Source organism: Streptococcus mitis (assembly GCF_026782865.1).
Lineage (GTDB): Bacteria > Bacillota > Bacilli > Lactobacillales > Streptococcaceae > Streptococcus > Streptococcus mitis_CG.
The window spans coordinates 18,893-43,558 of record NZ_JAKUXK010000012.1 but is presented as its reverse complement, the minus strand read 5'-3'; the positions used below and the strand labels follow the sequence as shown (position 1 = coordinate 43,558).

The window sequence follows — 24,666 nt, the reverse complement described above, 5'->3', positions numbered from 1 at the left end:
ATCTTCGGTTACGGTTCCTAGCACAATAAAACCAACTATATTCATTTGTTCTCATCTTGTTACGCAGTTGAAAATATGGTATACTTTTTCATGAGAATTTTCTAAATTTTTAAGATTCTATCATAGGAGGTTTGCATGCTTTCCAAATTTTCTGGAAGCCGACAAGACCAGCAATTTGTGTTACTTTTAGTTATTTTGCTAGCTACTTTAGGGATTTCTCTCTTTCTAGCAGTTTCAATGGGATCTGTTGCAATTGATCTAGGAGATACCTATCGGATTATTTTGAGCAGATTAGGATTTCCTCTTGAGATAGGAGAGGTTTCCAAGTCCACTCTTGTCATTGTATGGAACATGAGATTTCCCCGAGTATTGTTAGGTCTGATAGTGGGAGCAGGCCTTTCTATGTGTGGTAGCGTGATGCAGTCCACAGTGAACAATCCCATCGCTGAGCCTTATGTCTTAGGAATATCTGCGGGTGCAACTCTAGGGGCAACTTTGAGCATCATTCTTGGTTTAAAAGTGATGATTAGCCTTGGAGCTTTTCTTGGAGCTATTTTGGCAACAATTTCTGTCCTCATCATTGCCTCTATGCAGGGAAGGATGACGACTTCTAGTCTGATTTTATCAGGAACGGTGGTCAATGCTCTCTTTCTGGCTTTTTCAAACTTTATTATCTCAGTTGGTGCTAATGCGGACAGTGTGATGACCATTAAGTTTTGGACCATGGGCTCGCTTGCTGGGACTACCTGGGCAGACTTGGTCCTGCCAACTATAATAGTAGGAATGGCCTTTCTATTTTTCTCTACTCAGTATCGTGTTTTCAATGCGATGATGATGGGAGATGAGGCTGCTTTAACTTTGGGGATTCCCTTACGCTTTTATTGGTATCTTTATGTGACCATGGTGGCTGTGCTGACAGCAGTCTTAGTGGCAACCTGTGGGATTATTGGATTTGTCGGTCTGATTACTCCACATTTAGCTCGAGGGTTAGTAGGAACGAATTACAAGAGGCTTTTTCCTGTTGCAACCTTGATGGGTTCCCTCTTTGTCATCTGGGCAGACGTACTCTCTCGTGTCATTATTCAAAATGCTGAGCTGCCAATTGGTATTTTCACAGCCTTAGTAGGTGCTCCCTTCTTTATCTACATTGTTGGAGGTAGGCGAAGGGAGGTGAGGGTCTGACATGGACTTGATTTGTCAGGATATCCATTTTGGACTAGGAGAGAAAAAAATCCTCAAAGGAGTCTCTCTTAAGGTTGAGGGGAATCAATTTCACACGATATTAGGACCAAATGGAAGCGGAAAAACCAGCTTGCTTAAACTCCTCTATCGTCAGGAAAAGGCGGACAAAGGCTTGATAAGCCTAGATGGAAAGCCGCTGGATCATTGGTCACTCAAAGAAACAGCCAAGCAAATGGCAGTTGTGACCCAGTTTAACCAACTGCAGTTTGATTGTACAGTTGAAGAAATCGTCTTGCTGGGAAGAACTCCCCACCTCTCTTTTTTACAGAAGGAAAGGGAAAGGGATTTTACTCTCGTTCAAGATGCCCTCGTTAAGGTGGATATGCTCGAGAAGAAAACTCGTCTCTATTCGTCTCTGTCAGGGGGAGAGAAACAGCGAGTTTTGTTAGCCCGCGCCTTGGCGCAAGAACCGACTCTCTTGCTCCTGGACGAACCAACCAATCACTTGGATATCAGGTATCAGCTAGACTTGTTAGCCATTGTGAAAAATCTCAAGGTCAATGTTCTAGCTGTCCTACATGATATTCAACTTGCTTGTCGCTATTCGGATTATCTCTATCTGATGAAAGAGGGAGAAATCCTTTACCAAGGGACTCCAAAGGAGACCATCACCCCTGAGTCATTGCAAACTGTATACGGAGTTCAAAGTCAGGTGACTTGGACCGAGGACCAGCAAGCCATGATTCACTATTTATAAGAATGAAAAGGAAAACAAGATGAAAAAAACACTAAGCATTTTACTCGTAACAGTAGCTACCCTAACCATGGCAGCTTGTGGTAATACTACTACAGAAAAAGCTACCACACAATCTAGCGCAGAAACAAGTCAAAAGGCGAGCACAGAGACGACTTATCCACTAACGGTCAAAACATATGATGCTAAAGGAAATGAAGTCGAACAAGTCTTTGACAAGGCACCTGAAAAAGTTATCACCAACAATCTTTCAACCACTGAAATCTTATTGGAGTTGGGGTTGAAGGATAAAATTGCTGGCATGCTTAACCCTGATAATGCTGTGATGGACAAATACAAGGACGCGATTGCGACGATTCCTCAAATTGGGGATAAAAAAACAGTCTCACAAGAGACAGTCCTTTCTTATGAGCCAGACGCTGTGATGGGTCGAAACATGATGTTTTCTGAAAAATCCTTGGGAACAGTTAGTACTTGGAATGAAAACAAAATCCCAGTTTATACTCAAAAAGCTTCTCTCTCAACAATTCAGCAAGATTTGGGGAATATCGTAGAAGATGTCAAAAATCTTGGAATGATTTTTAATGTTCAGGACAAGGCCAATGAATACGCAGCCCAATTACAAACTAAAATTGACGCTGTTAAGAAAGCAAATCCAGCAAGCCAAGGTGAAAAGAAAAAGGCTTTGATTATGGTTGCTTATAATGATGAAACCTTCGGTGCCTACAAGTCTGCTTTGCAAGAGAGCTTGTTGAACCAACTTGGTTATACAAACGTTGCTACGGGGACATCAGGCTTGACCTTGGAAAATCTCGTGTCAATGGATCCTCAATTGATTATCTATGTAACCAGCGACCGCAATAAAAAATTGGATGAAAAAGCAGTAGAGTTGATGAAGGCAAATGCTGTTTTGGAAAGCGTTCCTGCTATTAAGAATCAAAAAATCATGACCATCTCTTACGATGAGTTGATGGATTATGGTCCAGCAGTGATTGATTCCCTTGAGAAAATCAATGACTTTATCAATAAATAATGAGTTTGATTGGGAAGGAATTCAAGTCAGAATCAGCCTTCCCTCTAACTACGACCCCAATCAAACCTATCCGGCTATTTTATTGAATGATGGAAACTTGGATTTCTTATCGTCCCTTTCCGAATCTGTGATTTTAGTGGGCTTGACCTCTAAAAATCGCCTAGATGACTACACTCCCTGGAAGGCAGCTGCTCTGAGAGATGGAGTTCCAGATTTTGGAGGTCAGGCCAAGGTCTATCATGATCATTTGTTTGGAGGTATTTTAGACAAGTTGCAGTCACTTTATCGCCTGGACGAAACTCGCCTTGCTTATGGAGGCTACTCACTCGGTGGTTTGGCGGCAGTTTACAGTCTTTTCGGCTTTGACAAGGTTTCCTGTGTCTTTTCCATTTGTGGTTCCTTTTGGTATCCTGATTTTGTGACTTACTGCAAGGCAGAGACAGTGAAAAATCTAGACTGTTTGCTGTATTTACAGAACGGTCAAACAGAAGGAGTCAATCATAGCAATCGCTTGGCTCAAGCACCAGTCTATGCTGAGCAAATCCATACCAGTCTTCAGAAATGCTATCCGAACGGTCAGTTTGTCTTTGACCCTTATGGGCACCATGAACAAGTAGCTGAACGATTTCTAGCTTTTTCCAGCTGGTTGGCCCAAAAATGGAAAATCGAATAAAAGATTTATCCCTTGGCTTTTGCCAAGGGATTGTTGTATTTATTTAACCAAGTTTTTCTCTTTTCTTATCTGGATTCCAGATAAAGCTTGCGATAAAGCTAAAGATAATAGTTAGGATAGCGAGGATAATGGCAAGGATGAGGGCAGGGATGCGGATAAACCACCAGAGTGGGTTTGGTTTTTTATCATTGTGCCATTGTTTCGTTTCTTGGTCCAGACGTTGGAATTCTGTTTGGATACGATTGGCGACTGTTTCAATGCCTTCATCATTCATTTTCTTGATATCTGAGATATCGATTGGATTTCCAAAGTTCATATCGACACGTTCACGGCTAACTAAGCCCTTCAAAGTCATGGGACCTGTGTAGGTAACCGGCATGATACGTACCTTGGCCATTTTGGCAATCAGAGCTACGCCCCCCTTGACATCGTTTGAGTGACGGCTCCCACTTGGAAACATGATGAGAGAGCGATCACTTTTTTTGAGAACATTGATAGGATATTTGATGGCAGAAGCGCTAGGATTTTCCCGGTCGATAGGAAAGGCGCCACACATACGGATCCACCAGCCAAAGATACGGTTAGTAAAGAGTTCTTTTTTTGCCATAAAGATAAATTGTTTTGGCTTGGTCGCAAAGGCCATGTAAACAGGATCCCACCAGGTGCGGTGAGGGGCAACTAGAATATAATTTTCATCTTGATTAGGAATTTTATCAGTATTATGATAGTGGGCATTGCCATTGATGGACCATAGGAGCAATACAACCAATCCACGTAAATAAGTATAAAACATGCGATCTCCTTCGATTATTTTCTTGTTATTATTATACCTTATCAAAGGAGGGCTGGCAAACTTTTCCCTTGACTAGGTGCATATTTGGGGTGAGATTAGAATTCTGTTAAAAAAAATGATATGATAGAATTTATGGATAAAAATAAGATTATGGGATTAACCCAAAGAGAAGTCAAGGAAAGACAGACTAAGGGCTTGGTCAATGATTTTACTGCTTCGGCCAGTACCAGCACTTGGCAAATCGTTAAACGAAATGTCTTTACCCTTTTTAACGCTTTGAACTTTGCCATTGCTTTGGCCCTTACCTTTGTGCAGGCTTGGAGCAATTTGGTCTTTTTTGCTGTTATCTGCTTTAACGCTTTTTCTGGAATTGTGACCGAGCTGCGGGCTAAACACATGGTGGACAAGCTCAATCTCATGACCAAGGAAAAGGTCAAAACTATTCGTGATGGCCAAGAAGTGGCTCTGAATCCGGAAGAATTGGTGCTAGGAGATGTCATTCGTCTGTCTGCTGGAGAGCAGATTCCCAGTGATGCCTTGGTTCTGGAAGGTTTCGCAGAAGTCAATGAAGCCATGTTAACGGGGGAAAGTGATTTGGTGCAAAAGGAAGTTGACGCCTTGCTTTTGTCTGGAAGTTTCTTAGCCAGTGGGTCAGTTTTGGCTCAAGTTCATCATGTAGGTGCAGACAACTATGCTGCCAAACTTATGCTGGAAGCCAAGACCGTTAAACCTATTAACTCCCGTATCATGAAATCGCTGGACAAGCTAGCTGGTTTTACTGGGAAGATTATCATTCCTTTTGGTCTGGCTCTCTTGCTAGAAGCTTTGCTTTTAAAAGGATTACCTCTAAAGTCATCCGTTGTAAATTCGTCGACAGCCCTTCTAGGAATGTTGCCCAAGGGAATCGCCCTTTTGACTATTACTTCGCTCTTGACTGCAGTTATCAAGCTAGGTTTGAAAAAGGTCTTGGTGCAGGAGATGTACTCTGTTGAGACCTTGGCGCGCGTGGACATGCTCTGTTTGGACAAGACAGGCACCATCACCCAAGGAAAGATGCAGGTGGAGGCTGTTCTTCCTTTGACCGAAGAGTATGGAGAGTCAGCGCTTGCTAGCATCTTGGCTAGCTATATGGCCCATAGTGAGGATAAAAATCCAACTGCCCAAGCTATTCGCCAGCGATTCCAAGGCCAAGTAGCCTATCCTATGCTCTCTAATCTTCCCTTCTCCAGCGATCGCAAGTGGGGAGCCATGGAGTTAGAAGGTTTGGGAACAGTTTTCTTAGGGGCGCCTGAGATGTTGCTGGACTCTGAAGTCCTAGAAGCCAGGGAGGCCTTGGAGAGAGGGTCACGTGTCTTGGTCTTAGCTCTCAGTCAGGAGAAATTAGACCATCACAAACCACAGAAACCATCTGATATTCAGGCTCTAGCCTTGCTAGAAATCTTGGACCCCATTCGGGAGGGAGCAGCAGAGACGCTGGACTATCTCCGTTCTCAAGAAGTGGGACTCAAAATCATTTCTGGTGACAATCCAGTTACGGTATCCAGCATTGCTCAGAAGGCTGGTTTTGCGGACTATCACAGCTATGTAGATTGCTCGAAAATGACGGATGAGGAATTGATTGCTATGGCGGAGGAGACCGCTATTTTCGGTCGTGTTTCCCCTCATCAAAAGAAACTCATCATCCAAACACTGAAAAAAGCGGGGCATACAACAGCTATGACAGGGGATGGGGTTAATGATATCTTGGCTCTTCGTGAGGCGGATTGTTCCATCGTAATGGCGGAAGGGGATCCAGCGACTCGTCAGATTGCCAATCTGGTTCTCTTGAACTCAGACTTTAATGATGTTCCTGAGATTCTCTTTGAAGGTCGTCGTGTGGTCAATAACATTGCCCACATCGCCCCGATTTTCTTGATAAAGACCATCTACTCATTCTTGCTCGCAGTCATCTGTATTGCCAGTGCTCTTTTAGGTCGGTCTGAGTGGATCTTGATTTTCCCCTTCATTCCGATCCAGATTACCATGATTGACCAGTTCGTGGAAGGTTTCCCACCATTCGTTCTGACTTTTGAGCGAAATATCAAACCTGTCGAGCCAAACTTCCTCAGAAGATCCATGCTTCGTGCTATACCAAGTGCTCTCATGGTTGTGTTCAGCGTTCTTTTTGTGAAAATATTTGGAAGTAGCCAAGGTTGGTCTGAGTTAGAAATTTCAACTCTACTCTATTATCTGCTTGGGTCTATTGGTTTCTTATCCGTATTTAGAGCCTGCATGCCATTTACCCTATGGCGTGTCCTCTTGATTGTTTGGTCAGTAGGAGGCTTCCTAGCCACAGCTCTCTTCCCAAGAATTCAAAAACTGCTTGAAATTTCAACCTTAACAGGACAAACATTACCTGTTTATGGTGTCATGATGTTGGTCTTTACCGTGATATTTATCTTAACCAGTCGTTACCAAGCGAAAAAATAAAGAAAGGCTGCAATCTGTGGATTGCGGTCTTTTTAGGTAAAAGATTGCCAGCTGAAATGTGGTATAATAAGAGGTAATAGAGTTTGGAAAGTGAGAGAAGATGATTTCAAAGAGATTAGAATTAGTGGCTTCCTTTGTGCCACAGGGAGCCATTTTGCTAGATGTGGGAAGTGACCATGCTTATCTGCCTATCGACTTGGTCGAAAGAGGACAAATCAAAAGTGCTATTGCGGGTGAGGTCGTAGAAGGTCCCTACCAGTCCGCGGTCAAAAATGTTGAGGCTAACGGCCTAAAGGAGAAAATCCAGGTTCGTTTAGCAAATGGCTTGGCAGCCTTTGAAGAGGCAGACCAAGTGTCTGTCATTACCATTGCTGGTATGGGTGGTCGTTTGATTGCTAGGATTTTAGAAGAAGGCTTGGACAAGTTAGCTAATGTAGAACGATTGATCCTCCAGCCCAATAATCGTGAAGACGACTTGCGTATCTGGCTACAAGAAAACGGATTTCAGATTGTAGCTGAAAGCATCTTAGAAGAAGCTGGCAAGTTTTACGAGATTTTGGTGGTGGAAGCAGGACAAATGAAGCTATCAGCCAGTGATGTTCGCTTTGGCCCTTTCTTGTACAAAGAGGTCAGTCCAGTCTTTGTCCAAAAATGGCAAAAAGAAGCTGATAAGTTAGAGTTTGCCCTTAATCAAATCCCAGAAAAAAATATAGAGGAACGTCAAATTCTAGTAGATAAAATTCAAGCCATCAAGGAGGTTCTCCATGCTAGCAAGTGAAGTAATTAACGCATATGAAGCCTTTTGTCCTCAGGAATTTTCAATGGAGGGAGACAGTCGTGGTCTACAAATTGGAACTTTGGACAAGGATATCCAAAGGGTCATGGTGGCTCTGGATATTCGTGAAGAAACGGTGGCTGAAGCCATTGAAAAGGGTGTTGACTTGATTATTGTTAAGCACGCGCCTATTTTCCGTCCCATCAAGGACTTGGTCGCTAGCCGTCCGCAAAATCAGATTTACATTGATCTCATCAAGCATGACATTGCAGTTTATGTCAGCCATACCAATATCGACATTGTCGAGAATGGCCTCAATGACTGGTTCTGCCAGATGCTAGGCATTGAGGAGACGACTTATCTTCAGGAAACAGGCCCAGAACGTGGGATTGGACGTATTGGGAATGTTCAGCCTCAGACTTTTGGAGCATTGGCTCAGCATGTCAAGCAAGTCTTTGGTCTAGATAGTCTTCGAATGGTGCATTATCAAGAGAGTGATTTGAAGAAGGAAATTTCAAAAGTGGCCATCTGTGGTGGTAGCGGGCAGTCTTTCTATAAGGATGCTTTAGCTAAAGGAGCGGATGTCTATATCACTGGTGATATTTACTACCACACTGCCCAGGATATGTTGTCTGATGGGTTACTGGCATTGGACCCAGGTCACTATATTGAAGTGCTGTTTGTGGAAAAAATCGCAGCACTCCTTAGTCAATGGAAAGAGGAAAAAGACTGGGATATTGATATTTTACCTAGTAAAGCATCGACCAATCCTTTCCACCATATCTAGTTAGAAAGTGAAAACAATGAAAAAAGTTGCCATTATCGGAGCAGGGATTGTAGGGGCAACTGCTTCCTACTACCTCTCCAAAGAAGCAGATTTAGAGGTGACCGTTTTTGACCATGGACAAGGTCAGGCTACCAAGGCCGCAGCAGGAATTATCAGTCCTTGGTTTTCCAAACGCCGCAATAAGGCCTGGTATAAGATGGCACGCTTGGGGGCTGATTTTTATGTGGATTTGTTGACTGATTTAGAGAAATCAGGGCAGGAAGTTGACTTTTACCAGCGTTCGGGAGTTTTTCTCTTAAAGAAGGACGAATCCAAGCTAGAAGAACTCTATAAACTAGCTTTGAATCGCAGGGAAGAATCTCCCTTGATAGGCCAGTTAGCCATTTTAGACCAAGCGTCTGCAAATGAGTTTTTTCCTGGTCTGCAAGCATTTGACCGCCTGCTCTATGCTTCTGGTGGAGCGAGAGTAGATGGTCAACTCTTAGTGACTCGTTTGCTAGAAGCTAGTCAGGTCAAACTGGTCAAAGAAAAAGTAACTCTGACACCTTTAGCATCAGGTTACCAGATTGACGAAGAGGTATTTGATCAGGTTATTTTGGCGACGGGAGCTTGGTTGGGACATCTGTTAGAGCCTTTAGGTTATGAAGTAGATATTCGTCCCCAAAAAGGACAACTCCGAGATTATCAACTTGCCCAAGACATGGAAGCTTATCCTGTTGTTATGCCAGAAGGGGAGTGGGATTTGATTCCTTTTGCAGGTGGGAAATTATCCCTAGGCGCTACTCATGAAAATGACATGGGATTTGATTTGACGGTAGATGAAACCTTACTCCAACAAATGGAGGAGGCAGCCTTGCCTCACTATCCAGTTTTAGCTAGAGCGACTTCAAGAGCTGAGCGTGTGGGAATCCGTGCCTATACCAGTGATTTCTCTCCTTTCTTTGGGCAGGTACCAGAATTGGCAGGTGTCTATGCTGCTAGTGGACTAGGTTCATCAGGCCTCACAACTGGTCCTATCATTGGTTACCATCTAGCTCAACTGATCCAAGACAAGGAGTTGACCTTGGACCCTCTAAACTACCCAATTGAAAACTATGTCAAACGAGTAAAAAGCGAGTAAGAATTTTACTTAAATTTTAGCCTCCCCTCTAGGATGGCAAATGACATTCCCTATCAAAAATGGTAAAATAAGAAAAAATAATCCGAGAATCGAGGAAAAAAGATGCAAGAAAAGATTTTGGTAACGGGTGGAGCAGGTTTTATCGGAACCCACACAGTTATTGAGTTAATCCAAGCAGGTCATCAGGTTGTTGTGGTGGATAACCTTGTTAATAGTAACAGAAAAAGTTTAGAAGTTGTTGAGAGAATTACAGGAGTTGAAGTGCCTTTCTATGAGGCAGATATCCGTGATACAGATACTCTTCGTGACATTTTCAAACAAGAAGAACCAACTGGTGTCATTCACTTTGCTGGCTTGAAGGCTGTTGGCGAATCAACACGTATCCCTCTTGCCTACTATGACAACAATATTGCTGGAACTGTTAGTCTTTTGAAGGTCATGGAAGAAAACAACTGCAAAAACATCATTTTCAGCTCTTCTGCGACAGTTTACGGAGATCCTCATACAGTGCCCATCTTGGAAGATTTCCCACTTTCAGTGACCAACCCATATGGCCGCACTAAGCTTATGCTTGAGGAAATTTTGACGGATATTTACAAGGCAGACTCAGAATGGAATGTGGTCTTACTTCGTTATTTCAACCCAATCGGAGCTCATGAAAGTGGAGACCTAGGAGAAAATCCAAACGGTATTCCAAACAATCTCTTGCCATATGTGACTCAAGTAGCCGTTGGAAAATTAGAGCAAGTGCAAGTATTTGGAGACGATTACGATACGGAAGACGGAACTGGTGTTCGTGACTATATCCACGTTGTCGATTTGGCTAAAGGTCACGTCGCAGCTCTGAAAAAAATCCAAAAAGGTTCAGGCCTAAACGTTTATAACCTTGGAACAGGTAAAGGCTACTCAGTTCTTGAAATTATCCAAAATATGGAAAAAGCAGTGGGACGCCCAATTCCTTACCGCATCGTAGATCGTCGCCCAGGGGATATCGCAGCCTGCTATTCAGATCCTGCAAAAGCCAAAGCAGAACTAGGCTGGGAAGCAGAGTTAGGCATCACCCAAATGTGTGAAGACGCATGGCGTTGGCAAAGCAAGCATCCAAATGGATTTGAAGACTAAGATGGTGATGTCAATCATTGTCCCCTGTTTAAACGAAGAGGAAGTACTTCCTCTTTTTTATCAGGCTTTGGAAGCTTTACTTCCAGATTTGGAAACAGAAATCGAGTATGTCTTTGTCGATGATGGATCGAGTGATGGGACTTTGGAACTCTTAAAGGCCTATCGGGAGAAAAATCCGGCAGTTCATTATATTTCTTTCTCGCGAAATTTTGGCAAAGAAGCAGCCCTCTATGCAGGCTTGCAATATGCGACAGGAGATCTAGTGGTGGTGATGGATGCAGACCTCCAAGATCCTCCTAGTATGTTGCTAGAGATGAAAAACTTACTAGACCAGAATATGGATTTGGACTGTGTTGGAACACGGAGAACTAGTCGGGAGGGAGAACCCTTCTTTCGCAGTTTTTGTGCTAATCTATTTTACGGCTTCATGAAAAAAATTAGTCCAGTAGCCCTGCCGTCAGGTGTCCGTGATTTTCGCATGATGAGAAGATCTGTAGTAGATTCCATTTTAAGCTTGACTGAGTCCAATCGTTTTTCTAAAGGACTTTTTGCCTGGGTCGGTTTTAAAACCCACTATCTGGACTATCCAAATGTCGAAAGACAGGCTGGCAAGACCAGTTGGAGTTTTAGGCAACTCTTTTTCTACTCTATTGAAGGGATTGTTAACTTTTCAGATTTTCCCTTGATTATAGCCTTTGTGGCAGGTCTCCTATCTTGTTTTATTTCTCTACTAATGACCTTTTTTGTTGTGGTTCGGACTCTTATTTTGGGCAATCCGACGTCAGGTTGGACCTCTCTGATGGCTGTTATTCTCTTCCTTGGTGGGATTCAACTCTTGACCATTGGGATTCTCGGCAAGTACATCAGTAAGATTTATCTAGAGACCAAAAAAAGACCACTTTATCTTATCAAAGAAAAAAGTGTTCTTCCTGATTTTACAGAAAAAAATAAAGAGAAAAGACTATAATTTTGCATGGAAATATGCTAAACTAGAAGGAGTGGAACGTTCTTGTCGATATTAGAGTTGATCTTTAATCAAGGCACGTGTCGGACAGTTTCTAACAGCTTCTACGACGTCCTGACTAGGAGAAATTTCTTTTTCTAGTTGATCAGGATCATCGTAAAAACGCACGATTCCATTATCGTGGTAATCAAATAATTCAGAATAAGTTTGGCAAAGCCCACAGGCAATGCAGCGTTCAGGTATAAGTGTGATTTTCATATTTATATTGTAATAAGAAAAGTAAAAAAAAACAAGGAGTAAGGTATGGCAAAAGAACCGTGGCAAGAAGATATTTATGAGAATCAGGAAGAACAGACGAGAAAGGAACGACATCAACGTAATCAAAAAGGTACAGGCGTTGTTGCAAATCGTGTTTTGACGATTCTAGCTAGTCTCTTTTTCGTGATTGTTGTGGCAATGATTATAGTATTGATTTATCTTTCAAGTGGTGGGAGTAATCGTACAGCAGCCTTGAAAGATTTTTATGATTCATCTGCCCCTGCTTCAACTTCTGTAACAGAAGAATCGTCTTCTTCATCTAGCAAGACTGAAGAAGCAACTTCTACAGCGAGCTCCTCTAGTGAGAGTCATTCTGAAGAACATGCTGCTAGTGAAGGAACAATTACAGTTCAGGCTGGTGAGGGTGAAGCTGTCTTGGCGCAACGTGCAGGTATTTCAATTGCTCAATTAGAAGCATTAAATCCTGGACATATGGCTACAGGATCTTGGTTTGCAAATCCTGGAGATGTGATTAAGACTAGATAGGAGTCATAAATGAAGACGATTCAAATTGCTATCGATGGTCCAGCTTCAAGCGGTAAGAGTACGGTTGCTAAGATTATTGCTAAAGATTTTGGGTATACCTATCTAGATACAGGTGCCATGTATCGTGCGGCGACCTATATGGCTCTGAAACACCAGTTAGGAGTGGAAGAGATTGAGGAACTTTTAGCCTTATTGGACCAGCATCCAATCAGCTTTGGGCGTTCAGAAACTGGAGAACAGCTTGTCTTTGTAGGAGATGTGGATATTACCCATCCTATTCGTGAAAATCAAGTGACCAATCATGTTTCTGCTATTGCAGCAATTCCTGAAGTACGTGAGAAACTAGTTTCTCTCCAACAAGAGATTGCCCAGCAAGGTGGGATTGTCATGGATGGTCGCGATATTGGAACTGTTGTATTGCCACAAGCAGAATTGAAAATTTTCTTAGTAGCTTCTGTTGATGAAAGAGCAGAGCGTCGTTACAAGGAAAATATTGCCAAGGGAATTGAAACAGACCTAGAAACCCTAAAAGAGGAAATTGCTGCGCGTGACTACAAGGATAGCCATCGTGAGACCTCGCCTCTCAAACAAGCAGAGGATGCAGTTTACCTTGATACAACTGGACTAAGTATTCAAGAAGTAGTTAAAAAAATTGAATCAGAAGCAAAAGAACGCATGTCCTAGGGACAGGAGAAGCAGGCTAAAGCTAGCCTGCTTCTTTTCTATCAAACTGAACGCATTCCAAACCAGTCTTTTTTTGAGTTTTTTGATAAAATAGTACTATCAGTGAAAAGGATGGAAGCATGACTAAGAAAATCGTAGCTATTTGGGCCCAGGATGAAGAGGGTGTGATTGGTAAGGACAATCGTCTGCCTTGGCATTTACCAGCAGAACTGCAACACTTCAAAGAAACAACTCTGAATCATGCTATCTTGATGGGGCGTGTGACCTTTGATGGAATGGGGCGTCGCTTGCTTCCTAAACGGGAGACCTTGATTTTGACGCGTAATTCTGAAGAAAAGATAGACGGGGTTGCTACTTTTTATGATGTTCAGTCTGTCTTGGACTGGTATCAGGCTCAAGATAAGAATCTTTATATTATAGGTGGAAAGCAAATTTTTCAAGCTTTTGAACCCTACCTTGACGAAGTGATTGTGACTCACATTCATGCTCGGGTGGAAGGAGATACCTATTTCCCTGAAGAGTTTGACCTGTCTATTTTTGAGACGGTTTCAAGCAAATCCTATACCAAAGATGAGAAAAATCCTTATGATTTTACCATCCAATACCGCAAGAGAAAGGAAGTCTAATGGAACGTAGTATATTTGGTTTTTTCACAGCCATGCTGTGTTTGGTCTGCTTGCTTGCAGGGGCACAGGCTTTTCGTAAAAAGCGCTATGGACTTTCTGTCCTGCTCTGGTTAAATGCCTTTACCAATTTGGTCAATAGTATCCATGCTTTTTACATGACCTTATTTTAGATAGAATGACAGTATAGAATAGAACGGAAGGAAATCATGCCTACAACTAGGAATAATGATATGATGGTTTATTGCTCATTTTGTGGCAAAAGCCAAGAAGAAGTACAAAAAATAATCGCTGGTAACAACGCCTTTATCTGTAATGAATGTGTGGAGTTGGCTCAGGAAATCATTCGAGAGGAGTTGGCGGAAGAAGTCTTGGCAGACTTGTCTGAAGTTCCAAAACCAATCGAACTCCTCCATATCTTGAACCACTATGTAATCGGTCAAGATCGTGCCAAACGTGCTTTAGCAGTAGCAGTATACAACCACTACAAACGCATTAATTTCCACGATACGCGTGAAGAGTCAGAAGATGTGGATTTGCAGAAATCAAATATCTTGATGATTGGCCCAACTGGTTCAGGGAAAACTTTCCTTGCTCAGACCTTGGCTAAGAGCTTGAATGTACCTTTTGCGATCGCAGATGCGACAGCTCTTACTGAGGCTGGTTATGTGGGTGAGGACGTGGAAAATATCCTCCTCAAACTCCTACAGGCTGCTGACTTTAACATCGAGCGTGCAGAGCGTGGGATTATCTATGTGGATGAAATTGATAAGATTGCCAAGAAGAGTGAGAACGTGTCTATCACACGTGATGTTTCTGGTGAAGGGGTGCAACAAGCCCTTCTCAAGATTATCGAGGGAACTGTTGCCAGCGTACCGCCTCAAGGTGGACGCAAACATCCGCAACAAGAGATGATTCAAGTGGATACCAAAAATATCCTCTTCATCGTGGGTGGTGCCTTTGATGGCATTGAAGAAATTGTTAAACAACGTCTGGGTGAAAAAGTCATCGGATTTGGTCAAAACAATAAGGCGATTGATGAAAACAGCTCTTATATGCAAGAAATCATCGCAGAAGATATTCAAAAATTTGGTATTATCCCTGAGTTGATTGGACGCTTGCCTGTTTTTGCTGCTCTTGAACAGTTGACAGTAGATGATTTGGTTCGTATCTTGAAGGAACCAAGAAATGCTTTGGTGAAACAGTACCAAACCTTGTTATCTTATGATGATGTCGAGTTGGAATTTGACGACGAAGCCCTTCAAGAGATTGCAAATAAGGCCATCGAACGCAAAACTGGTGCGCGTGGTCTTCGCTCGATCATCGAAGAAACCATGCTAGACGTCATGTTTGAAGTACCGAGTCAGGAAAATGTGAAATTGGTTCGCATCACAAAAGAAGCTGTCGATGGAACGGATAAACCAATCCTAGAAACAGCCTAGAGGTGACTATGGAACTTAATACACACAATGCAGAAATCTTGCTCAGTGCGGCGAATAAATCTCACTACCCACAGGATGAACTGCCAGAGATTGCCCTAGTAGGGCGTTCAAATGTTGGCAAATCTAGCTTTATCAACACAATGTTGAATCGTAAGAATCTAGCCCGAACATCAGGTAAACCTGGTAAAACCCAGCTTCTCAACTTCTTTAATATCGATGACAAGATGCGCTTTGTGGACGTGCCTGGTTATGGCTATGCCCGTGTTTCCAAAAAGGAACGTGAAAAGTGGGGGCGCATGATTGAGGAGTACCTAACAACTCGGGAAAATCTCCGTGCTGTGGTCAGTTTGGTGGACCTTCGTCATGATCCGTCAGCAGATGATGTACAGATGTATGAATTTCTCAAGTATTATGAGATTCCGGTCATCATCGTTGCGACTAAGGCAGACAAGATTCCACGTGGTAAATGGAACAAGCACGAATCAGCAATTAAAAAGAAATTAAACTTTGACCCAAGTGACGACTTCATCCTCTTTTCATCTGTCAGCAAGGCAGGGATGGATGAGGCTTGGGATGCAATCTTAGAAAAATTATGAGGTAAAGAAATGGCAAAAACAATTCATACAGACAAATCTCCAAAGGCTATCGGACCCTATGTTCAAGGAAAAATCGTTGGCAATCTTTTGTTTGCTAGTGGTCAAGTTCCTCTCTCTCCTGAAACTGGGGAAATCGTTGGAGAAACCATTCAAGAACAGACAGAACAAGTCTTGAAAAACATCGGTGCTATTTTGGCAGAAGCAGGAACAGATTTTGACCATGTTGTCAAAACAACTTGCTTCTTAAGCGATATGAACGACTTTGTTCCTTTTAACGAGGTTTACCAAACGGCCTTTAAAGAGGAGTTTCCAGCTCGTTCAGCTGTGGAGGTAGCTCGTCTTCCTCGTGATGTAAAAGTCGAAATCGAAGTCATCGCAGAGATTGGATAAGCTAGTTGAAGTTTGGTTCGGCCAAACTTCTTTTGATATAAGGAGAAAAAGATGACAAAGAAACAACTTCACTTGGTGATTGTGACAGGAATGAGTGGTGCAGGGAAAACAGTTGCCATTCAGTCCTTCGAGGATCTAGGTTATTTTACTATTGATAATATGCCACCGGCCCTCTTACCCAAATTTTTGCAGTTGGTGGAAACAAAGGAAGACGATCATAAGTTGGCCTTGGTGGTGGATATGCGTAGCCGTTCTTTCTTCTCAGAGATTTCAGCTGTTTTGGATGAGTTGGAAAATCAAGATGATTTGGATTTTAAAATCCTCTTTTTGGATGCAGCTGATAAGGAATTGGTCGCGCGTTACAAGGAAACCAGACGGAGTCACCCATTAGCTGCAGATGGACGGATTTTGGATGGTATCAAACTGGAACGTGAGCTCTTGGCGCCTTTAAAAAATATGAGTCAAAATGTGGTGGATACGACTGAACTTACTCCGCGTGAGCTGCGTAAAACCATTGCAGAGCAGTTTTCAGATCAAGAACAAGCCCAGTCTTTCCGTATCGAAGTCATGTCTTTTGGCTTTAAATATGGAATCCCGATTGATGCGGACCTGGTCTTTGATGTCCGTTTCTTGCCAAATCCCTACTACCTACCAGAACTGAGAAACCAAACTGGTGTGGATGAGCCAGTGTACGACTATGTCATGAACCATCCTGAGTCAGAAGATTTTTATCAACATTTATTGGCCTTGATTGAGCCGATTTTGCCAAGTTACCAAAAGGAAGGGAAGTCTGTTTTGACCATTGCCATGGGCTGTACAGGAGGACAACACCGTAGTGTGGCCTTTGCTAAACGCTTGGCGCAGGACTTATCCAAGACTTGGCCTGTCAATGAAGGGCATCGCGACAAAGACCGAAGAAAGGAAACGGTAAACCGTTCATGAGAAAACCAAAGATAACGGTGATTGGTGGAGGGACTGGAATCCCCGTCATTCTAAAAAGTCTGCGAGAAAAAGATGTGGAAATCGCTGCTATTGTAACGGTGGCAGATGATGGCGGTTCATCAGGTGAACTCCGAAAAAATATGCAACAATTGACACCGCCAGGTGATCTCCGCAATGTCCTTGTAGCCATGTCAGATATGCCAAAATTTTATGAAAAGGTCTTTCAGTATCGCTTCTCTGAGGATGCGGGAGCCTTTGCTGGCCATCCATTGGGCAATCTCATTATTGCAGGTCTGTCAGAAATGCAGGGTTCGACCTATAATGCCATGCAGTTGCTGAGCAAATTTTTCCATACCACTGGAAAGATTTATCCTTCCAGTGACCATCCTTTGACCCTGCATGCAGTCTTCCAGGATGGGACAGAAGTAGCTGGAGAGAGTCATATAGCGGACCATCCAGGCATGATTGACCATGTCTATGTGACCAATACCCTCAACGATGATACGCCTCTGGCCAGTCGTCGAGTAGTGCAGACCATTCTTGAAAGTGACATGATTGTCCTCGGACCTGGTTCCCTCTTTACCTCGATTTTGCCCAATATCGTGATTAAGGAAATCGGGCAGGCGCTTTTGGAAACCAAGGCAGAAATCGCCTATGTCTGTAATATCATGACCCAACGTGGGGAGACGGAACACTTTACAGATAGTGACCACGTGGAGGTCTTGCATCGCCACCTTGGCCGACCTTTTATCGATACTGTCTTGGTGAATATCGAAAAAGTGCCTCAGGAATACATGAATTCCAACCGTTTTGATGAATATTTGGTGCAGGTGGAACATGATTTTGCTGATCTTAGTAAGCAAGTTCCGCGCGTGATTTCATCTAACTTCCTTCGTCTGGAAAATGGAGGTGCCTTTCACGATGGGGATTTGATTGTGGACGAATTGATGCGCATTATACAGGTGAGAAAATGAGTTTCACAGTAGCAGTAAAAGAAGAAATCCTAGGTCAGCACCATCTGAGCCGGCATGAATTGTCTGCCATTATCAAGATGTCTGGAAGTATCGGTCTCTCGACTTCGGGTCTGACCTTGTCTGTCGTGACAGAAAATGCCAAACTGGCCCGTCACCTTTATGAGTCCTTCCTCCATTTCTACGAAATCAAATCGGAAATCCGACACCACCAACGGAGCAATCTTCGTAAGAATCGGGTCTATACCGTTTTTACAGATGAAAAGGTGCAGGACCTTCTGAGTGATTTGCACTTGGCAGACTCCTTTTTTGGCCTAGAAACGGGTATTGATGGGGCGATTTTATCGGATGAGGAAGCAGGTCGTGCTTATCTCTGTGGTGCTTTCTTAGCGAATGGGAGCATTCGTGACCCTGAGTCAGGCAAGTATCAGTTGGAAATCAGTTCTGTTTATCTGGACCACGCTCAAGGGATTGCCTCTCTTCTCCAGCAATTTTTATTAGATGGCAAAGTACTTGAGCGCAAAAAGGGTGCTGTGACCTATCTCCAGCGAGCCGAAGACATTATGGACTTCTTGATTGTCATCGGAGCCATGCAGGCGCGTGATGATTTTGAGCGGGTTAAGATTTTACGAGAAACCCGTAACGACCTCAATCGAGCCAATAATGCCGAGACAGCAAATATCGCTCGGACAGTTTCTGCCAGTATGAAGACCATCAACAATATCAGTAAAATCAAAGATATCATGGGCTTAGAAAATCTGCCAGTGGATTTGCAGGAGGTAGCGCAACTGCGGATTCAGCACCCAGACTACTCTATCCAGCAGTTAGCAGATAGCCTCAGCACCCCTCTGACCAAAAGTGGTGTCAACCACAGACTCAGAAAAATCAATAAGATAGCCGATGAATTATAAAACCACGAATCCTATGTGACTCGTGGTTCTTTTCTTATAAACTGGTTGAGTGTTTTGGTTGTACTTTTTGCTCTGGGTCGATGTAGTTGATGGCGTTGTTAACAGCGGTTGGTGCTTCTCCGAGGCCTGTCGCAATCAGATCAATTTTTCCTTCATAGTAGCAACAGTCACCGATAGCATAGATACCTGCTTTGCTGGATTCTTGCTTGCTATTGACGATAATCTTGTGACGGTTGAGGTCCAGACCCCAGTTTTTAAGGTTACCAACAGAAGATTTGAAACCATAGTTGACAAAGAGGTGGTCTAGGTCAATCGTTTCTGTTTCATCAGATTTAACTTTTGTGATTTCCAACTTGTCAAGCGTTTTTCCATCTCCAAGGAGTTGGCTAGGAACGAATGGTGTCTTGATGGATACAGATGATTCTTGTAAGGCTTGAACACTGTGCTCCAAGGCGCGGAAATTATCTCTGCGGTGAACAAGGGTAGTTGGCGCAATTTTTTCAAAAGCCAAAGCCCAATCAACAGCTGAGTCCCCACCACCCAGAATCGTCACTTTCTTATCAGCATATTGCTGGATGTTGGAAACGTGGTAGTGGATATTTTCATAACTCTCAACGCCTTCTAGTTCCAGCGGACGTGGTTTAAAGGCACCGCCACCCATAGCGATGATAACTGTTTTAGACAGGTGACTTCCTTTAGAAGTTGTGATGACAAATCCTTCCTCTTGTTTTTCAATCTCAAGAACCGTTTCATTGAGATGAATAGGGGTATCAAAGCCGTTTAGTTGTTCAATCAAGCGGTTGGTCAATTCTTCTCCAGTCAGGTTTGGGAAACCTGGAACGTCGAGGATTTCCTTTTCAGGATAGAGAATAGCAGGTTGTCCACCTAGTTGTGGAAGGGAGTCGATGATTTGGACCTTGGCTTGGCGTAGGTGGGCATAGAAGGCTGCAAAAAGTCCGACGGGACCACCACCTACAATGGTAATATCATAGAGTTGAGACATGGTTTCTCCTTTGTTTTTTCTAGTCAGTTTATTTTATCATATTTTTTCTTTAATTTAAAATGAAGTAGGATAGGGAAAAAAATGTCAGAAAAATGGTATAATAGAAAGGAACGTGTTTGGACAGAGAGGAGACAGCAGATGAACTTTCAACAATTATCCAACCTGCAATATTGGACTAGCTTGTTTTCTAGTCCTTGGAGTATTGCTATCAATCTGTTTGATATTTTGATTGTGGCCTATATTTTATATCGCTTTACAAAAGCGATAGCTGGCACCAAGATTATGATTTTGGTGCGTGGGGTCGTGATCTTTGTATTAGCCCAGGTTGTGGCCAATATCCTTGGTTTAACAACGATTTCTTGGTTGATTAATCAAATTATCACCTATGGGGTTATTGCTGCGGTTGTTATCTTCTCTCCAGAGATTCGGACTGGTTTGGAACGTTTGGGAAGGGCGACAGATTTTTTTTCTACTGCTCAAATTAGTGCAGAGGAGCAAATGATTCGCGCCTTTGTCAAGTCGGTTGAATATATGAGTCCTCGTAAGATTGGTGCTCTGGTTGCCATTCAACGAGTTCGGACTTTGCAAGAATACATCGCTACAGGTATCCCCTTGGATGCCAACATTTCATCTGAACTTCTCATTAATATCTTTATCCCCAACACTCCCCTACATGATGGTGCTGTGATTATCAGAGAAAATCGAATTGCAGTGACTTCGGCCTATCTACCCTTAACAGAAAGGACAGGGATTTCCAAGGAATTTGGAACCAGACACCGGGCGGCTATCGGTTTATCAGAAGTGTCGGATGCCTTGACTTTCATCGTCTCAGAGGAAACAGGTGGCATTTCTATTACCTATAACGGTGTTTTCAAGCACGACTTGACGATTGAAGAATTTGAAGCAGAGCTACGAAGAATTCTTTTGCCAGCCGTTGAGGAAAAAGTCAGTTTCAGGGACCGTTTGCTAGGAGGTTGGAAAAATGAGAAAAAATAGCTTATATATTATCTCATCTCTCTTTTTTGCTTGTGTCTTATTCATCTATGCAACATCGACTAATTTTCAAAATAACAATACTGTAAGGCAGGTCAAATCAGAAACCTACACCAATACGATAACAAATGTTCCTATCGATATTCATTACGATAATGACCAGTATTTCATTAGCGGATTTGCATCAGAGGTTTCAGTTGTGCTGACAGGAGCCAATCGTGTGACCTTGGCCAGCGAAATGCAGGAAAGTACTCGTAAGTTTAAGGTCACAGCGGATTTGACGGATGTCAGTGTTGGAACGATTGAAGTTCCCTTGAATATTGAAAATCTTCCAAATGGAATGACTGCTGTGGCAACGCCTCAAAAGATTACAGTAAAAGTTGGGAAGAAGGTTAAGCGAGATGGGATGCTTGTTGTGCCACAAGTTGACCAAAGCCAGATTGATACCAAGCTACAAATTGATAGTGTAACCGTGTCAAATGAACGGGTTTCGGTTACGACAGATCAGGAAACATTAGCGAAGATTGACAAAGTTATTGCGCTTCTGCCTACTAGCGAACGGATTACGGGTAATTATAGTGGTTCAGTACCTTTGCAGGCTATTGATCGCAACGGGGTAGTCTTACCAGTAGTTATTACTCCGTTTGATACGACAATGAAGGTAACTACAAAACCTGTGGTATCGAGTTCAAGTGCATCTAATTCAAGTGCAAGTAGTTCGTCGGAGACATCTTCGTCAACGAAAGCAACTAGTTCAAAAACGAATTAAAAAATAGGAAAAGGATTTTATAAAAATGGGTAAATATTTTGGGACTGATGGAGTCCGTGGAGAAGCTAACGTAGAACTAACACCAGAATTGGCTTTTAAACTAGGACGTTTTGGAGGCTATGTTCTTAGTCAACATGAAACGGAAGCACCGAAAGTCTTTGTAGGACGTGACACACGTATTTCAGGCGAAATGCTAGAATCTGCTTTGGTGGCAGGTCTCCTCTCTGTAGGGATTCACGTCTACAAACTTGGTGTCCTTGCAACACCAGCAGTAGCTTACTTGGTAAAAACTGAAGGAGCCAGTGCTGGTGTCATGATTTCTGCTAGCCACAATCCAGCCCTTGATAATGGAATTAAGTTCTTTGGCGGTGATGGTTTTAAACTAGATGACGAAAAAGAAGCAGAAATTGAAGCCTTGTTAGATGCTGCAGAAGATACTCTTCCTCGTCCAAGTGCTGAAGGCTTGGGAACCTTGGTAGATTATCCAGAAGGCTTGCGTAAGTATGAGGGCTACCTTGTCTCGACTGGAACTCCTCTTGAGGGAATGAAGGTTGCCTTGGATACAGCTAATGGTGCCGCTTCTACAAGTGCCCGTCAAATCTTTGCAGACCTTGGAGCTCAATTGACTGTTATAGGGGAAACACCAGATGGTCTTAACATCAACCTTAATGTTGGTTCAACCCACCCAGAAACCCTTCAAGAAGTGGTCAAAGAAAGCGGCTCAGCTATTGGTTTGGCCTTTGATGGAGACAGTGACCGCTTGATTGCTGTTGATGAAAATGGAGATATCGTTGATGGTGATAAAATCATGTACATCATCGGTAAATACCTTTCTGAAAAAGGACAATTGGCTCAAAATACAATCGTGACAACCGTTATGTCCAACCTTGGTTTCCACAAGGCCTTGGACCGTGAAGGCATTAACAAGGCAGTCACTGCAGTTGGCGACCGCTACGTTGTTGAAGAAATGAGAAAATCAGGTTACAACCTCGGTGGTGAACAGTCTGGTCACGTCATCTTGATGGACTACAATACAACAGGTGATGGCCAATTATCTGCTGTTCAATTGACAAAAATCATGAAGGAAACTGGTAAGAGTTTGTCAGAGTTGGCAGCAGAAGTAACCATCTATCCACAAAAATTAGTCAATATCCGAGTGGAAAATGCCATGAAGGAAAAGGCTATGGAAGTGCCAGCTATCAAGGATATCATCGAGAAGATGGAAGAAGAAATGGCAGGGAATGGCCGTATCCTAGTACGCCCAAGTGGAACAGAGCCCCTCTTGCGTGTTATGGCAGAAGCGCCTACAACAGAAGAAGTAGACTACTATGTTGATACCATCGCAGACGTAGTTCGAGCTGAAATTGGGATTGACTAAATCCTAGAAAACTAGATGAAAATAAAAAATTATGGTACAATAGCTTATAATATTGTAGCCGAGGGAGAAAGACATGAATCTTAAACGTGAACAAGAATTTGTCAGTCAGTATCATTTTGATGCGCGTAATTTTGAATGGGAAAATGAAAATGGAACTCCTGAAACTAAGGTGGATGTGAACTTCCAATTACTCCAGCATGACCAAGAAAATCAAGTGACATCTTTAGTGGTTGTCTTGAGTTTTATGATTGTCTTTGACAAATTTGTTATCAGTGGAACGATTTCCCAAGTTAACCATGTGGAAGGTCGTATTGTCAATGAACCAAGTGAGTTTAATCAAGAGGAAGTTGAAACTTTGGCTCGTCCATGTTTGAACATGCTCAACCGTTTGACTTACGAAGTAACTGAAATTGCATTAGACTTACCAGGAATCAATTTGGAGTTCTAATATGAAATTAGCTGTTATCACAGATTCCTCTGCCTATCTCAGTGCAGAGACCTTGCAAAGAGAAGATTTGTTTGTCTTGGATATTCCTGTCAATATTGATGGTGAGGAGTATGTCGAAGGCATCAATCTGACTGCTGAGGAATTTTACCAAAAAATGGCTCAGGCTTCTGAATTGCCTAAGACCAGTCAACCAAGTATTGCAAAGTTAGATGAAATCTTAACTTCGCTCAAAGAACAAGGTTATACACATGCTTTGGGGCTTTTTCTATCTTCTGGAATTTCAGGTTTTTACCAAAATATCCAGTACATGGTCGATGATTATGAGGGCTTAACCATTGCTTTCCCAGACACTTTGATTACAAGTGCTCCTCTGGGCATCATGGTTGAAAATGTCTTTAACTGGAAAGATCAAGGCGATGATTTTGCCATCATTCAGGATAAGTTAGCTATACAAATTAGTCACACATCTGCTTTCATCATGGTGGATGACTTGGACCACTTGGTGAAAGGGGGACGCCTTTCAAATGGAGCTGCGATTTTGGGCAATCTGCTAAGCATTAAGCCAATCCTTTATTTCAACGACCAAGGTGTGATTGAAGTGTACGAAAAAGTTCGTACTGAAAAGAAAGCAACCAAGCGTTTAATTGAGATTATCAAGGAAGCCACAGCTTCGGGCCAATACCGTATCATTGTCATTCACGGAAATGCTCCTGAAAAGGCTGAAGAATTGCGTCAGCACTTACTTGAATCTGGAGTAGGTACGGATGTTTCACTTGCTACATTTGGTAGTGTCATTGGGACCCACCTAGGAGCAGGAAGTATTGCTCTAGGTTATATTCCAGTGATTTAGTTGGTGTTTCTAGGCTAGTTAAGAAATCTTGTATCATAGAAATTGAACATGGACTATCTTCCTCATGAAAAAAGATGCTTGTCTTGCCTTTCATGGAAAGTCAGTGCCATTCCCTATTTTTCATGGGTAGTTAAGGTCCTTTGTATCATAGAAATTGGACTCGCCTGGAACCCTGTGTGAAAAAGATAGT

At 42.7% G+C, this 24,666-nt stretch carries 28 protein-coding genes; 25 read left to right on the top strand and 3 right to left on the bottom strand.

Going from position 1 to position 24,666, the window contains the following annotated elements; translation table 11 throughout:
* Nucleotides 1–135 precede the first annotated feature (135 nt).
* From MK482_RS07100 to MK482_RS07085, 4 genes are read left to right on the top strand one after another with little or no spacing between them, the layout of a single operon-like run.
* Nucleotides 136–1,182: a FecCD family ABC transporter permease gene (locus MK482_RS07100; RefSeq protein WP_261038887.1), complete on the top strand. Its 1,047-nt coding sequence runs from the start codon at nucleotides 136–138 to the stop codon at nucleotides 1,180–1,182.
* 1 nt (nucleotide 1,183) lies between these two features.
* On the top strand, nucleotides 1,184–1,939 hold the full coding sequence (locus MK482_RS07095) for an ABC transporter ATP-binding protein (RefSeq protein WP_261038885.1): 756 nt from the start codon (nucleotides 1,184–1,186) through the stop codon (nucleotides 1,937–1,939).
* Between the two features lie 19 nt (nucleotides 1,940–1,958).
* Nucleotides 1,959–2,969 carry an ABC transporter substrate-binding protein gene (locus tag MK482_RS07090; RefSeq protein WP_268718358.1) on the top strand — a complete coding sequence of 337 codons (1,011 nt, stop codon included), beginning with the start codon at nucleotides 1,959–1,961 and terminating at the stop codon, nucleotides 2,967–2,969.
* Nucleotides 2,950–3,642, top strand: coding sequence for an alpha/beta hydrolase-fold protein (locus MK482_RS07085; protein WP_268718357.1), 693 nt, complete (start codon nucleotides 2,950–2,952; stop codon nucleotides 3,640–3,642). Before MK482_RS07090 ends, MK482_RS07085 begins: the two co-directional genes overlap by 20 nt.
* A 43-nt stretch (nucleotides 3,643–3,685) precedes the next feature.
* Here MK482_RS07085 and MK482_RS07080 read toward each other — a convergent pair whose 3' ends face one another.
* Nucleotides 3,686–4,435: a lysophospholipid acyltransferase family protein gene (locus tag MK482_RS07080; RefSeq protein ID WP_247932140.1), complete on the bottom strand. Its 750-nt coding sequence runs from the start codon at nucleotides 4,433–4,435 to the stop codon at nucleotides 3,686–3,688.
* Nucleotides 4,436–4,567: 132 nt separating this feature from the next.
* Between MK482_RS07080 and MK482_RS07075 the strand changes: the two genes are divergently transcribed.
* The 6 genes from MK482_RS07075 to MK482_RS07050 all read left to right on the top strand — a co-directional run bounded on the left by MK482_RS07075 (nucleotide 4,568) and on the right by MK482_RS07050 (nucleotide 11,675).
* A complete protein-coding gene (locus MK482_RS07075) occupies nucleotides 4,568–6,904 on the top strand; it encodes a cation-translocating P-type ATPase (RefSeq protein WP_268718356.1) in 2,337 nt (778 codons plus the stop codon).
* 100 nt (nucleotides 6,905–7,004) lie between these two features.
* Nucleotides 7,005–7,682, top strand: a complete 678-nt coding sequence (locus tag MK482_RS07070) for a tRNA (adenine(22)-N(1))-methyltransferase (RefSeq protein ID WP_268718355.1) — start codon at nucleotides 7,005–7,007, stop codon at nucleotides 7,680–7,682.
* The gene (locus MK482_RS07065; protein ID WP_268718354.1) at nucleotides 7,669–8,466 is read left to right on the top strand and encodes a Nif3-like dinuclear metal center hexameric protein; all 798 of its coding nucleotides are present in this window, start codon (nucleotides 7,669–7,671) and stop codon (nucleotides 8,464–8,466) included. Before MK482_RS07070 ends, MK482_RS07065 begins: the two co-directional genes overlap by 14 nt.
* Before the next feature lie 16 nt (nucleotides 8,467–8,482).
* Complete coding sequence (locus tag MK482_RS07060; protein WP_268718353.1) at nucleotides 8,483–9,586, top strand: NAD(P)/FAD-dependent oxidoreductase; 1,104 nt, start codon at nucleotides 8,483–8,485, stop codon at nucleotides 9,584–9,586.
* Between the two features lie 102 nt (nucleotides 9,587–9,688).
* On the top strand, nucleotides 9,689–10,708 hold the full coding sequence (gene galE / locus MK482_RS07055; protein ID WP_024057477.1) for a UDP-glucose 4-epimerase GalE: 1,020 nt from the start codon (nucleotides 9,689–9,691) through the stop codon (nucleotides 10,706–10,708).
* Nucleotide 10,709: 1 nt separating this feature from the next.
* Entirely contained in the window at nucleotides 10,710–11,675 is a 966-nt protein-coding gene (locus MK482_RS07050; protein ID WP_268718422.1) for a glycosyltransferase family 2 protein, read from the top strand.
* A 51-nt stretch (nucleotides 11,676–11,726) separates the two neighbouring features.
* Here the strand turns inward: MK482_RS07050 and MK482_RS07045 are convergent, their stop codons facing one another.
* Entirely contained in the window at nucleotides 11,727–11,930 is a 204-nt protein-coding gene (locus MK482_RS07045; RefSeq protein ID WP_162496576.1) for a ferredoxin, read from the bottom strand.
* A gap of 45 nt (nucleotides 11,931–11,975) precedes the next feature.
* Here MK482_RS07045 and MK482_RS07040 point away from each other — a divergent pair, with 45 nt between their 5' ends.
* The 10 genes from MK482_RS07040 to whiA all read left to right on the top strand — a co-directional run bounded on the left by MK482_RS07040 (nucleotide 11,976) and on the right by whiA (nucleotide 19,035).
* Complete coding sequence (locus MK482_RS07040; RefSeq protein WP_268718352.1) at nucleotides 11,976–12,476, top strand: SAG1386/EF1546 family surface-associated protein; 501 nt, start codon at nucleotides 11,976–11,978, stop codon at nucleotides 12,474–12,476.
* Between the two features lie 9 nt (nucleotides 12,477–12,485).
* Nucleotides 12,486–13,160, top strand: coding sequence for a (d)CMP kinase (gene cmk, locus MK482_RS07035; protein WP_268718351.1), 675 nt, complete (start codon nucleotides 12,486–12,488; stop codon nucleotides 13,158–13,160).
* Between the two features lie 119 nt (nucleotides 13,161–13,279).
* Complete coding sequence (locus MK482_RS07030; RefSeq protein WP_268718350.1) at nucleotides 13,280–13,786, top strand: dihydrofolate reductase; 507 nt, start codon at nucleotides 13,280–13,282, stop codon at nucleotides 13,784–13,786.
* A complete protein-coding gene (locus tag MK482_RS07025; protein ID WP_000442260.1) occupies nucleotides 13,786–13,956 on the top strand; it encodes a hypothetical protein in 171 nt (56 codons plus the stop codon). Before MK482_RS07030 ends, MK482_RS07025 begins: the two co-directional genes overlap by 1 nt.
* Before the next feature lie 36 nt (nucleotides 13,957–13,992).
* Nucleotides 13,993–15,225 (top strand): ATP-dependent Clp protease ATP-binding subunit ClpX, encoded by a 1,233-nt coding sequence (gene clpX, locus MK482_RS07020; protein WP_025169664.1) that lies wholly within the window; start codon nucleotides 13,993–13,995, stop codon nucleotides 15,223–15,225.
* An 8-nt stretch (nucleotides 15,226–15,233) separates the two neighbouring features.
* Entirely contained in the window at nucleotides 15,234–15,821 is a 588-nt protein-coding gene (yihA, locus tag MK482_RS07015) for a ribosome biogenesis GTP-binding protein YihA/YsxC (protein ID WP_268718349.1), read from the top strand.
* A gap of 9 nt (nucleotides 15,822–15,830) precedes the next feature.
* Nucleotides 15,831–16,211 carry a RidA family protein gene (locus MK482_RS07010; protein WP_268718348.1) on the top strand — a complete coding sequence of 127 codons (381 nt, stop codon included), beginning with the start codon at nucleotides 15,831–15,833 and terminating at the stop codon, nucleotides 16,209–16,211.
* Between the two features lie 51 nt (nucleotides 16,212–16,262).
* Nucleotides 16,263–17,153, top strand: coding sequence for an RNase adapter RapZ (gene rapZ, locus MK482_RS07005; RefSeq protein ID WP_268718347.1), 891 nt, complete (start codon nucleotides 16,263–16,265; stop codon nucleotides 17,151–17,153).
* The gene (locus tag MK482_RS07000; protein WP_125458192.1) at nucleotides 17,150–18,127 is read left to right on the top strand and encodes a YvcK family protein; all 978 of its coding nucleotides are present in this window, start codon (nucleotides 17,150–17,152) and stop codon (nucleotides 18,125–18,127) included. Before rapZ ends, MK482_RS07000 begins: the two co-directional genes overlap by 4 nt.
* Nucleotides 18,124–19,035 (top strand): DNA-binding protein WhiA, encoded by a 912-nt coding sequence (gene whiA / locus MK482_RS06995; RefSeq protein ID WP_153219937.1) that lies wholly within the window; start codon nucleotides 18,124–18,126, stop codon nucleotides 19,033–19,035. Before MK482_RS07000 ends, whiA begins: the two co-directional genes overlap by 4 nt.
* 34 nt (nucleotides 19,036–19,069) lie before the next feature.
* Here whiA and MK482_RS06990 read toward each other — a convergent pair whose 3' ends face one another.
* Nucleotides 19,070–20,038 (bottom strand): NAD(P)/FAD-dependent oxidoreductase, encoded by a 969-nt coding sequence (locus tag MK482_RS06990; RefSeq protein ID WP_268718346.1) that lies wholly within the window; start codon nucleotides 20,036–20,038, stop codon nucleotides 19,070–19,072.
* Between the two features lie 138 nt (nucleotides 20,039–20,176).
* Here MK482_RS06990 and cdaA point away from each other — a divergent pair, with 138 nt between their 5' ends.
* The 5 genes from cdaA to MK482_RS06965 all read left to right on the top strand — a co-directional run bounded on the left by cdaA (nucleotide 20,177) and on the right by MK482_RS06965 (nucleotide 24,476).
* Complete coding sequence (gene cdaA / locus MK482_RS06985) at nucleotides 20,177–21,034, top strand: diadenylate cyclase CdaA (protein WP_268718345.1); 858 nt, start codon at nucleotides 20,177–20,179, stop codon at nucleotides 21,032–21,034.
* On the top strand, nucleotides 21,021–21,800 hold the full coding sequence (locus MK482_RS06980) for a YbbR-like domain-containing protein (RefSeq protein WP_268718344.1): 780 nt from the start codon (nucleotides 21,021–21,023) through the stop codon (nucleotides 21,798–21,800). Before cdaA ends, MK482_RS06980 begins: the two co-directional genes overlap by 14 nt.
* A gap of 25 nt (nucleotides 21,801–21,825) precedes the next feature.
* Nucleotides 21,826–23,178, top strand: coding sequence for a phosphoglucosamine mutase (glmM, locus tag MK482_RS06975; RefSeq protein ID WP_268718343.1), 1,353 nt, complete (start codon nucleotides 21,826–21,828; stop codon nucleotides 23,176–23,178).
* A gap of 73 nt (nucleotides 23,179–23,251) precedes the next feature.
* Nucleotides 23,252–23,626: a DUF1149 family protein gene (locus MK482_RS06970; protein ID WP_136937592.1), complete on the top strand. Its 375-nt coding sequence runs from the start codon at nucleotides 23,252–23,254 to the stop codon at nucleotides 23,624–23,626.
* A gap of 1 nt (nucleotide 23,627) precedes the next feature.
* The gene (locus MK482_RS06965) at nucleotides 23,628–24,476 is read left to right on the top strand and encodes a DegV family protein (protein WP_268718342.1); all 849 of its coding nucleotides are present in this window, start codon (nucleotides 23,628–23,630) and stop codon (nucleotides 24,474–24,476) included.
* Nucleotides 24,477–24,666 lie beyond the last annotated feature (190 nt).

Bases quoted from the DNA above. Each gene is read 5' to 3' on its own strand.
- MK482_RS07050 (WP_268718422.1), top strand. From the start codon at position 10,710: ATGGTGATGTCAATCATTGTCCCCTGTTTAAACGAAGAGGAAGTACTT.
- MK482_RS07030 (WP_268718350.1), top strand. From the start codon at position 13,280: ATGACTAAGAAAATCGTAGCTATTTGGGCCCAGGATGAAGAGGGTGTG.
- MK482_RS07095 (WP_261038885.1), top strand. From the start codon at position 1,184: ATGGACTTGATTTGTCAGGATATCCATTTTGGACTAGGAGAGAAAAAA.
- MK482_RS07080 (WP_247932140.1), bottom strand. From the start codon at position 4,435: ATGTTTTATACTTATTTACGTGGATTGGTTGTATTGCTCCTATGGTCC.
- MK482_RS07000 (WP_125458192.1), top strand. From the start codon at position 17,150: ATGAGAAAACCAAAGATAACGGTGATTGGTGGAGGGACTGGAATCCCC.
- yihA (WP_268718349.1), top strand. From the start codon at position 15,234: ATGGAACTTAATACACACAATGCAGAAATCTTGCTCAGTGCGGCGAAT.
- cdaA (WP_268718345.1), top strand. From the start codon at position 20,177: ATGAACTTTCAACAATTATCCAACCTGCAATATTGGACTAGCTTGTTT.
- MK482_RS07040 (WP_268718352.1), top strand. From the start codon at position 11,976: ATGGCAAAAGAACCGTGGCAAGAAGATATTTATGAGAATCAGGAAGAA.
- MK482_RS07070 (WP_268718355.1), top strand. From the start codon at position 7,005: ATGATTTCAAAGAGATTAGAATTAGTGGCTTCCTTTGTGCCACAGGGA.
- MK482_RS07085 (WP_268718357.1), top strand. From the start codon at position 2,950: ATGACTTTATCAATAAATAATGAGTTTGATTGGGAAGGAATTCAAGTC.
- cmk (WP_268718351.1), top strand. From the start codon at position 12,486: ATGAAGACGATTCAAATTGCTATCGATGGTCCAGCTTCAAGCGGTAAG.
- MK482_RS07045 (WP_162496576.1), bottom strand. From the start codon at position 11,930: ATGAAAATCACACTTATACCTGAACGCTGCATTGCCTGTGGGCTTTGC.
- MK482_RS07075 (WP_268718356.1), top strand. From the start codon at position 4,568: ATGGATAAAAATAAGATTATGGGATTAACCCAAAGAGAAGTCAAGGAA.
- MK482_RS06980 (WP_268718344.1), top strand. From the start codon at position 21,021: ATGAGAAAAAATAGCTTATATATTATCTCATCTCTCTTTTTTGCTTGT.
- MK482_RS07010 (WP_268718348.1), top strand. From the start codon at position 15,831: ATGGCAAAAACAATTCATACAGACAAATCTCCAAAGGCTATCGGACCC.
- MK482_RS07060 (WP_268718353.1), top strand. From the start codon at position 8,483: ATGAAAAAAGTTGCCATTATCGGAGCAGGGATTGTAGGGGCAACTGCT.
- rapZ (WP_268718347.1), top strand. From the start codon at position 16,263: ATGACAAAGAAACAACTTCACTTGGTGATTGTGACAGGAATGAGTGGT.
- MK482_RS07090 (WP_268718358.1), top strand. From the start codon at position 1,959: ATGAAAAAAACACTAAGCATTTTACTCGTAACAGTAGCTACCCTAACC.
- clpX (WP_025169664.1), top strand. From the start codon at position 13,993: ATGCCTACAACTAGGAATAATGATATGATGGTTTATTGCTCATTTTGT.
- glmM (WP_268718343.1), top strand. From the start codon at position 21,826: ATGGGTAAATATTTTGGGACTGATGGAGTCCGTGGAGAAGCTAACGTA.
- MK482_RS06965 (WP_268718342.1), top strand. From the start codon at position 23,628: ATGAAATTAGCTGTTATCACAGATTCCTCTGCCTATCTCAGTGCAGAG.
- MK482_RS07025 (WP_000442260.1), top strand. From the start codon at position 13,786: ATGGAACGTAGTATATTTGGTTTTTTCACAGCCATGCTGTGTTTGGTC.
- MK482_RS07065 (WP_268718354.1), top strand. From the start codon at position 7,669: ATGCTAGCAAGTGAAGTAATTAACGCATATGAAGCCTTTTGTCCTCAG.
- whiA (WP_153219937.1), top strand. From the start codon at position 18,124: ATGAGTTTCACAGTAGCAGTAAAAGAAGAAATCCTAGGTCAGCACCAT.
- MK482_RS06970 (WP_136937592.1), top strand. From the start codon at position 23,252: ATGAATCTTAAACGTGAACAAGAATTTGTCAGTCAGTATCATTTTGAT.
- MK482_RS06990 (WP_268718346.1), bottom strand. From the start codon at position 20,038: ATGTCTCAACTCTATGATATTACCATTGTAGGTGGTGGTCCCGTCGGA.
- MK482_RS07100 (WP_261038887.1), top strand. From the start codon at position 136: ATGCTTTCCAAATTTTCTGGAAGCCGACAAGACCAGCAATTTGTGTTA.
- galE (WP_024057477.1), top strand. From the start codon at position 9,689: ATGCAAGAAAAGATTTTGGTAACGGGTGGAGCAGGTTTTATCGGAACC.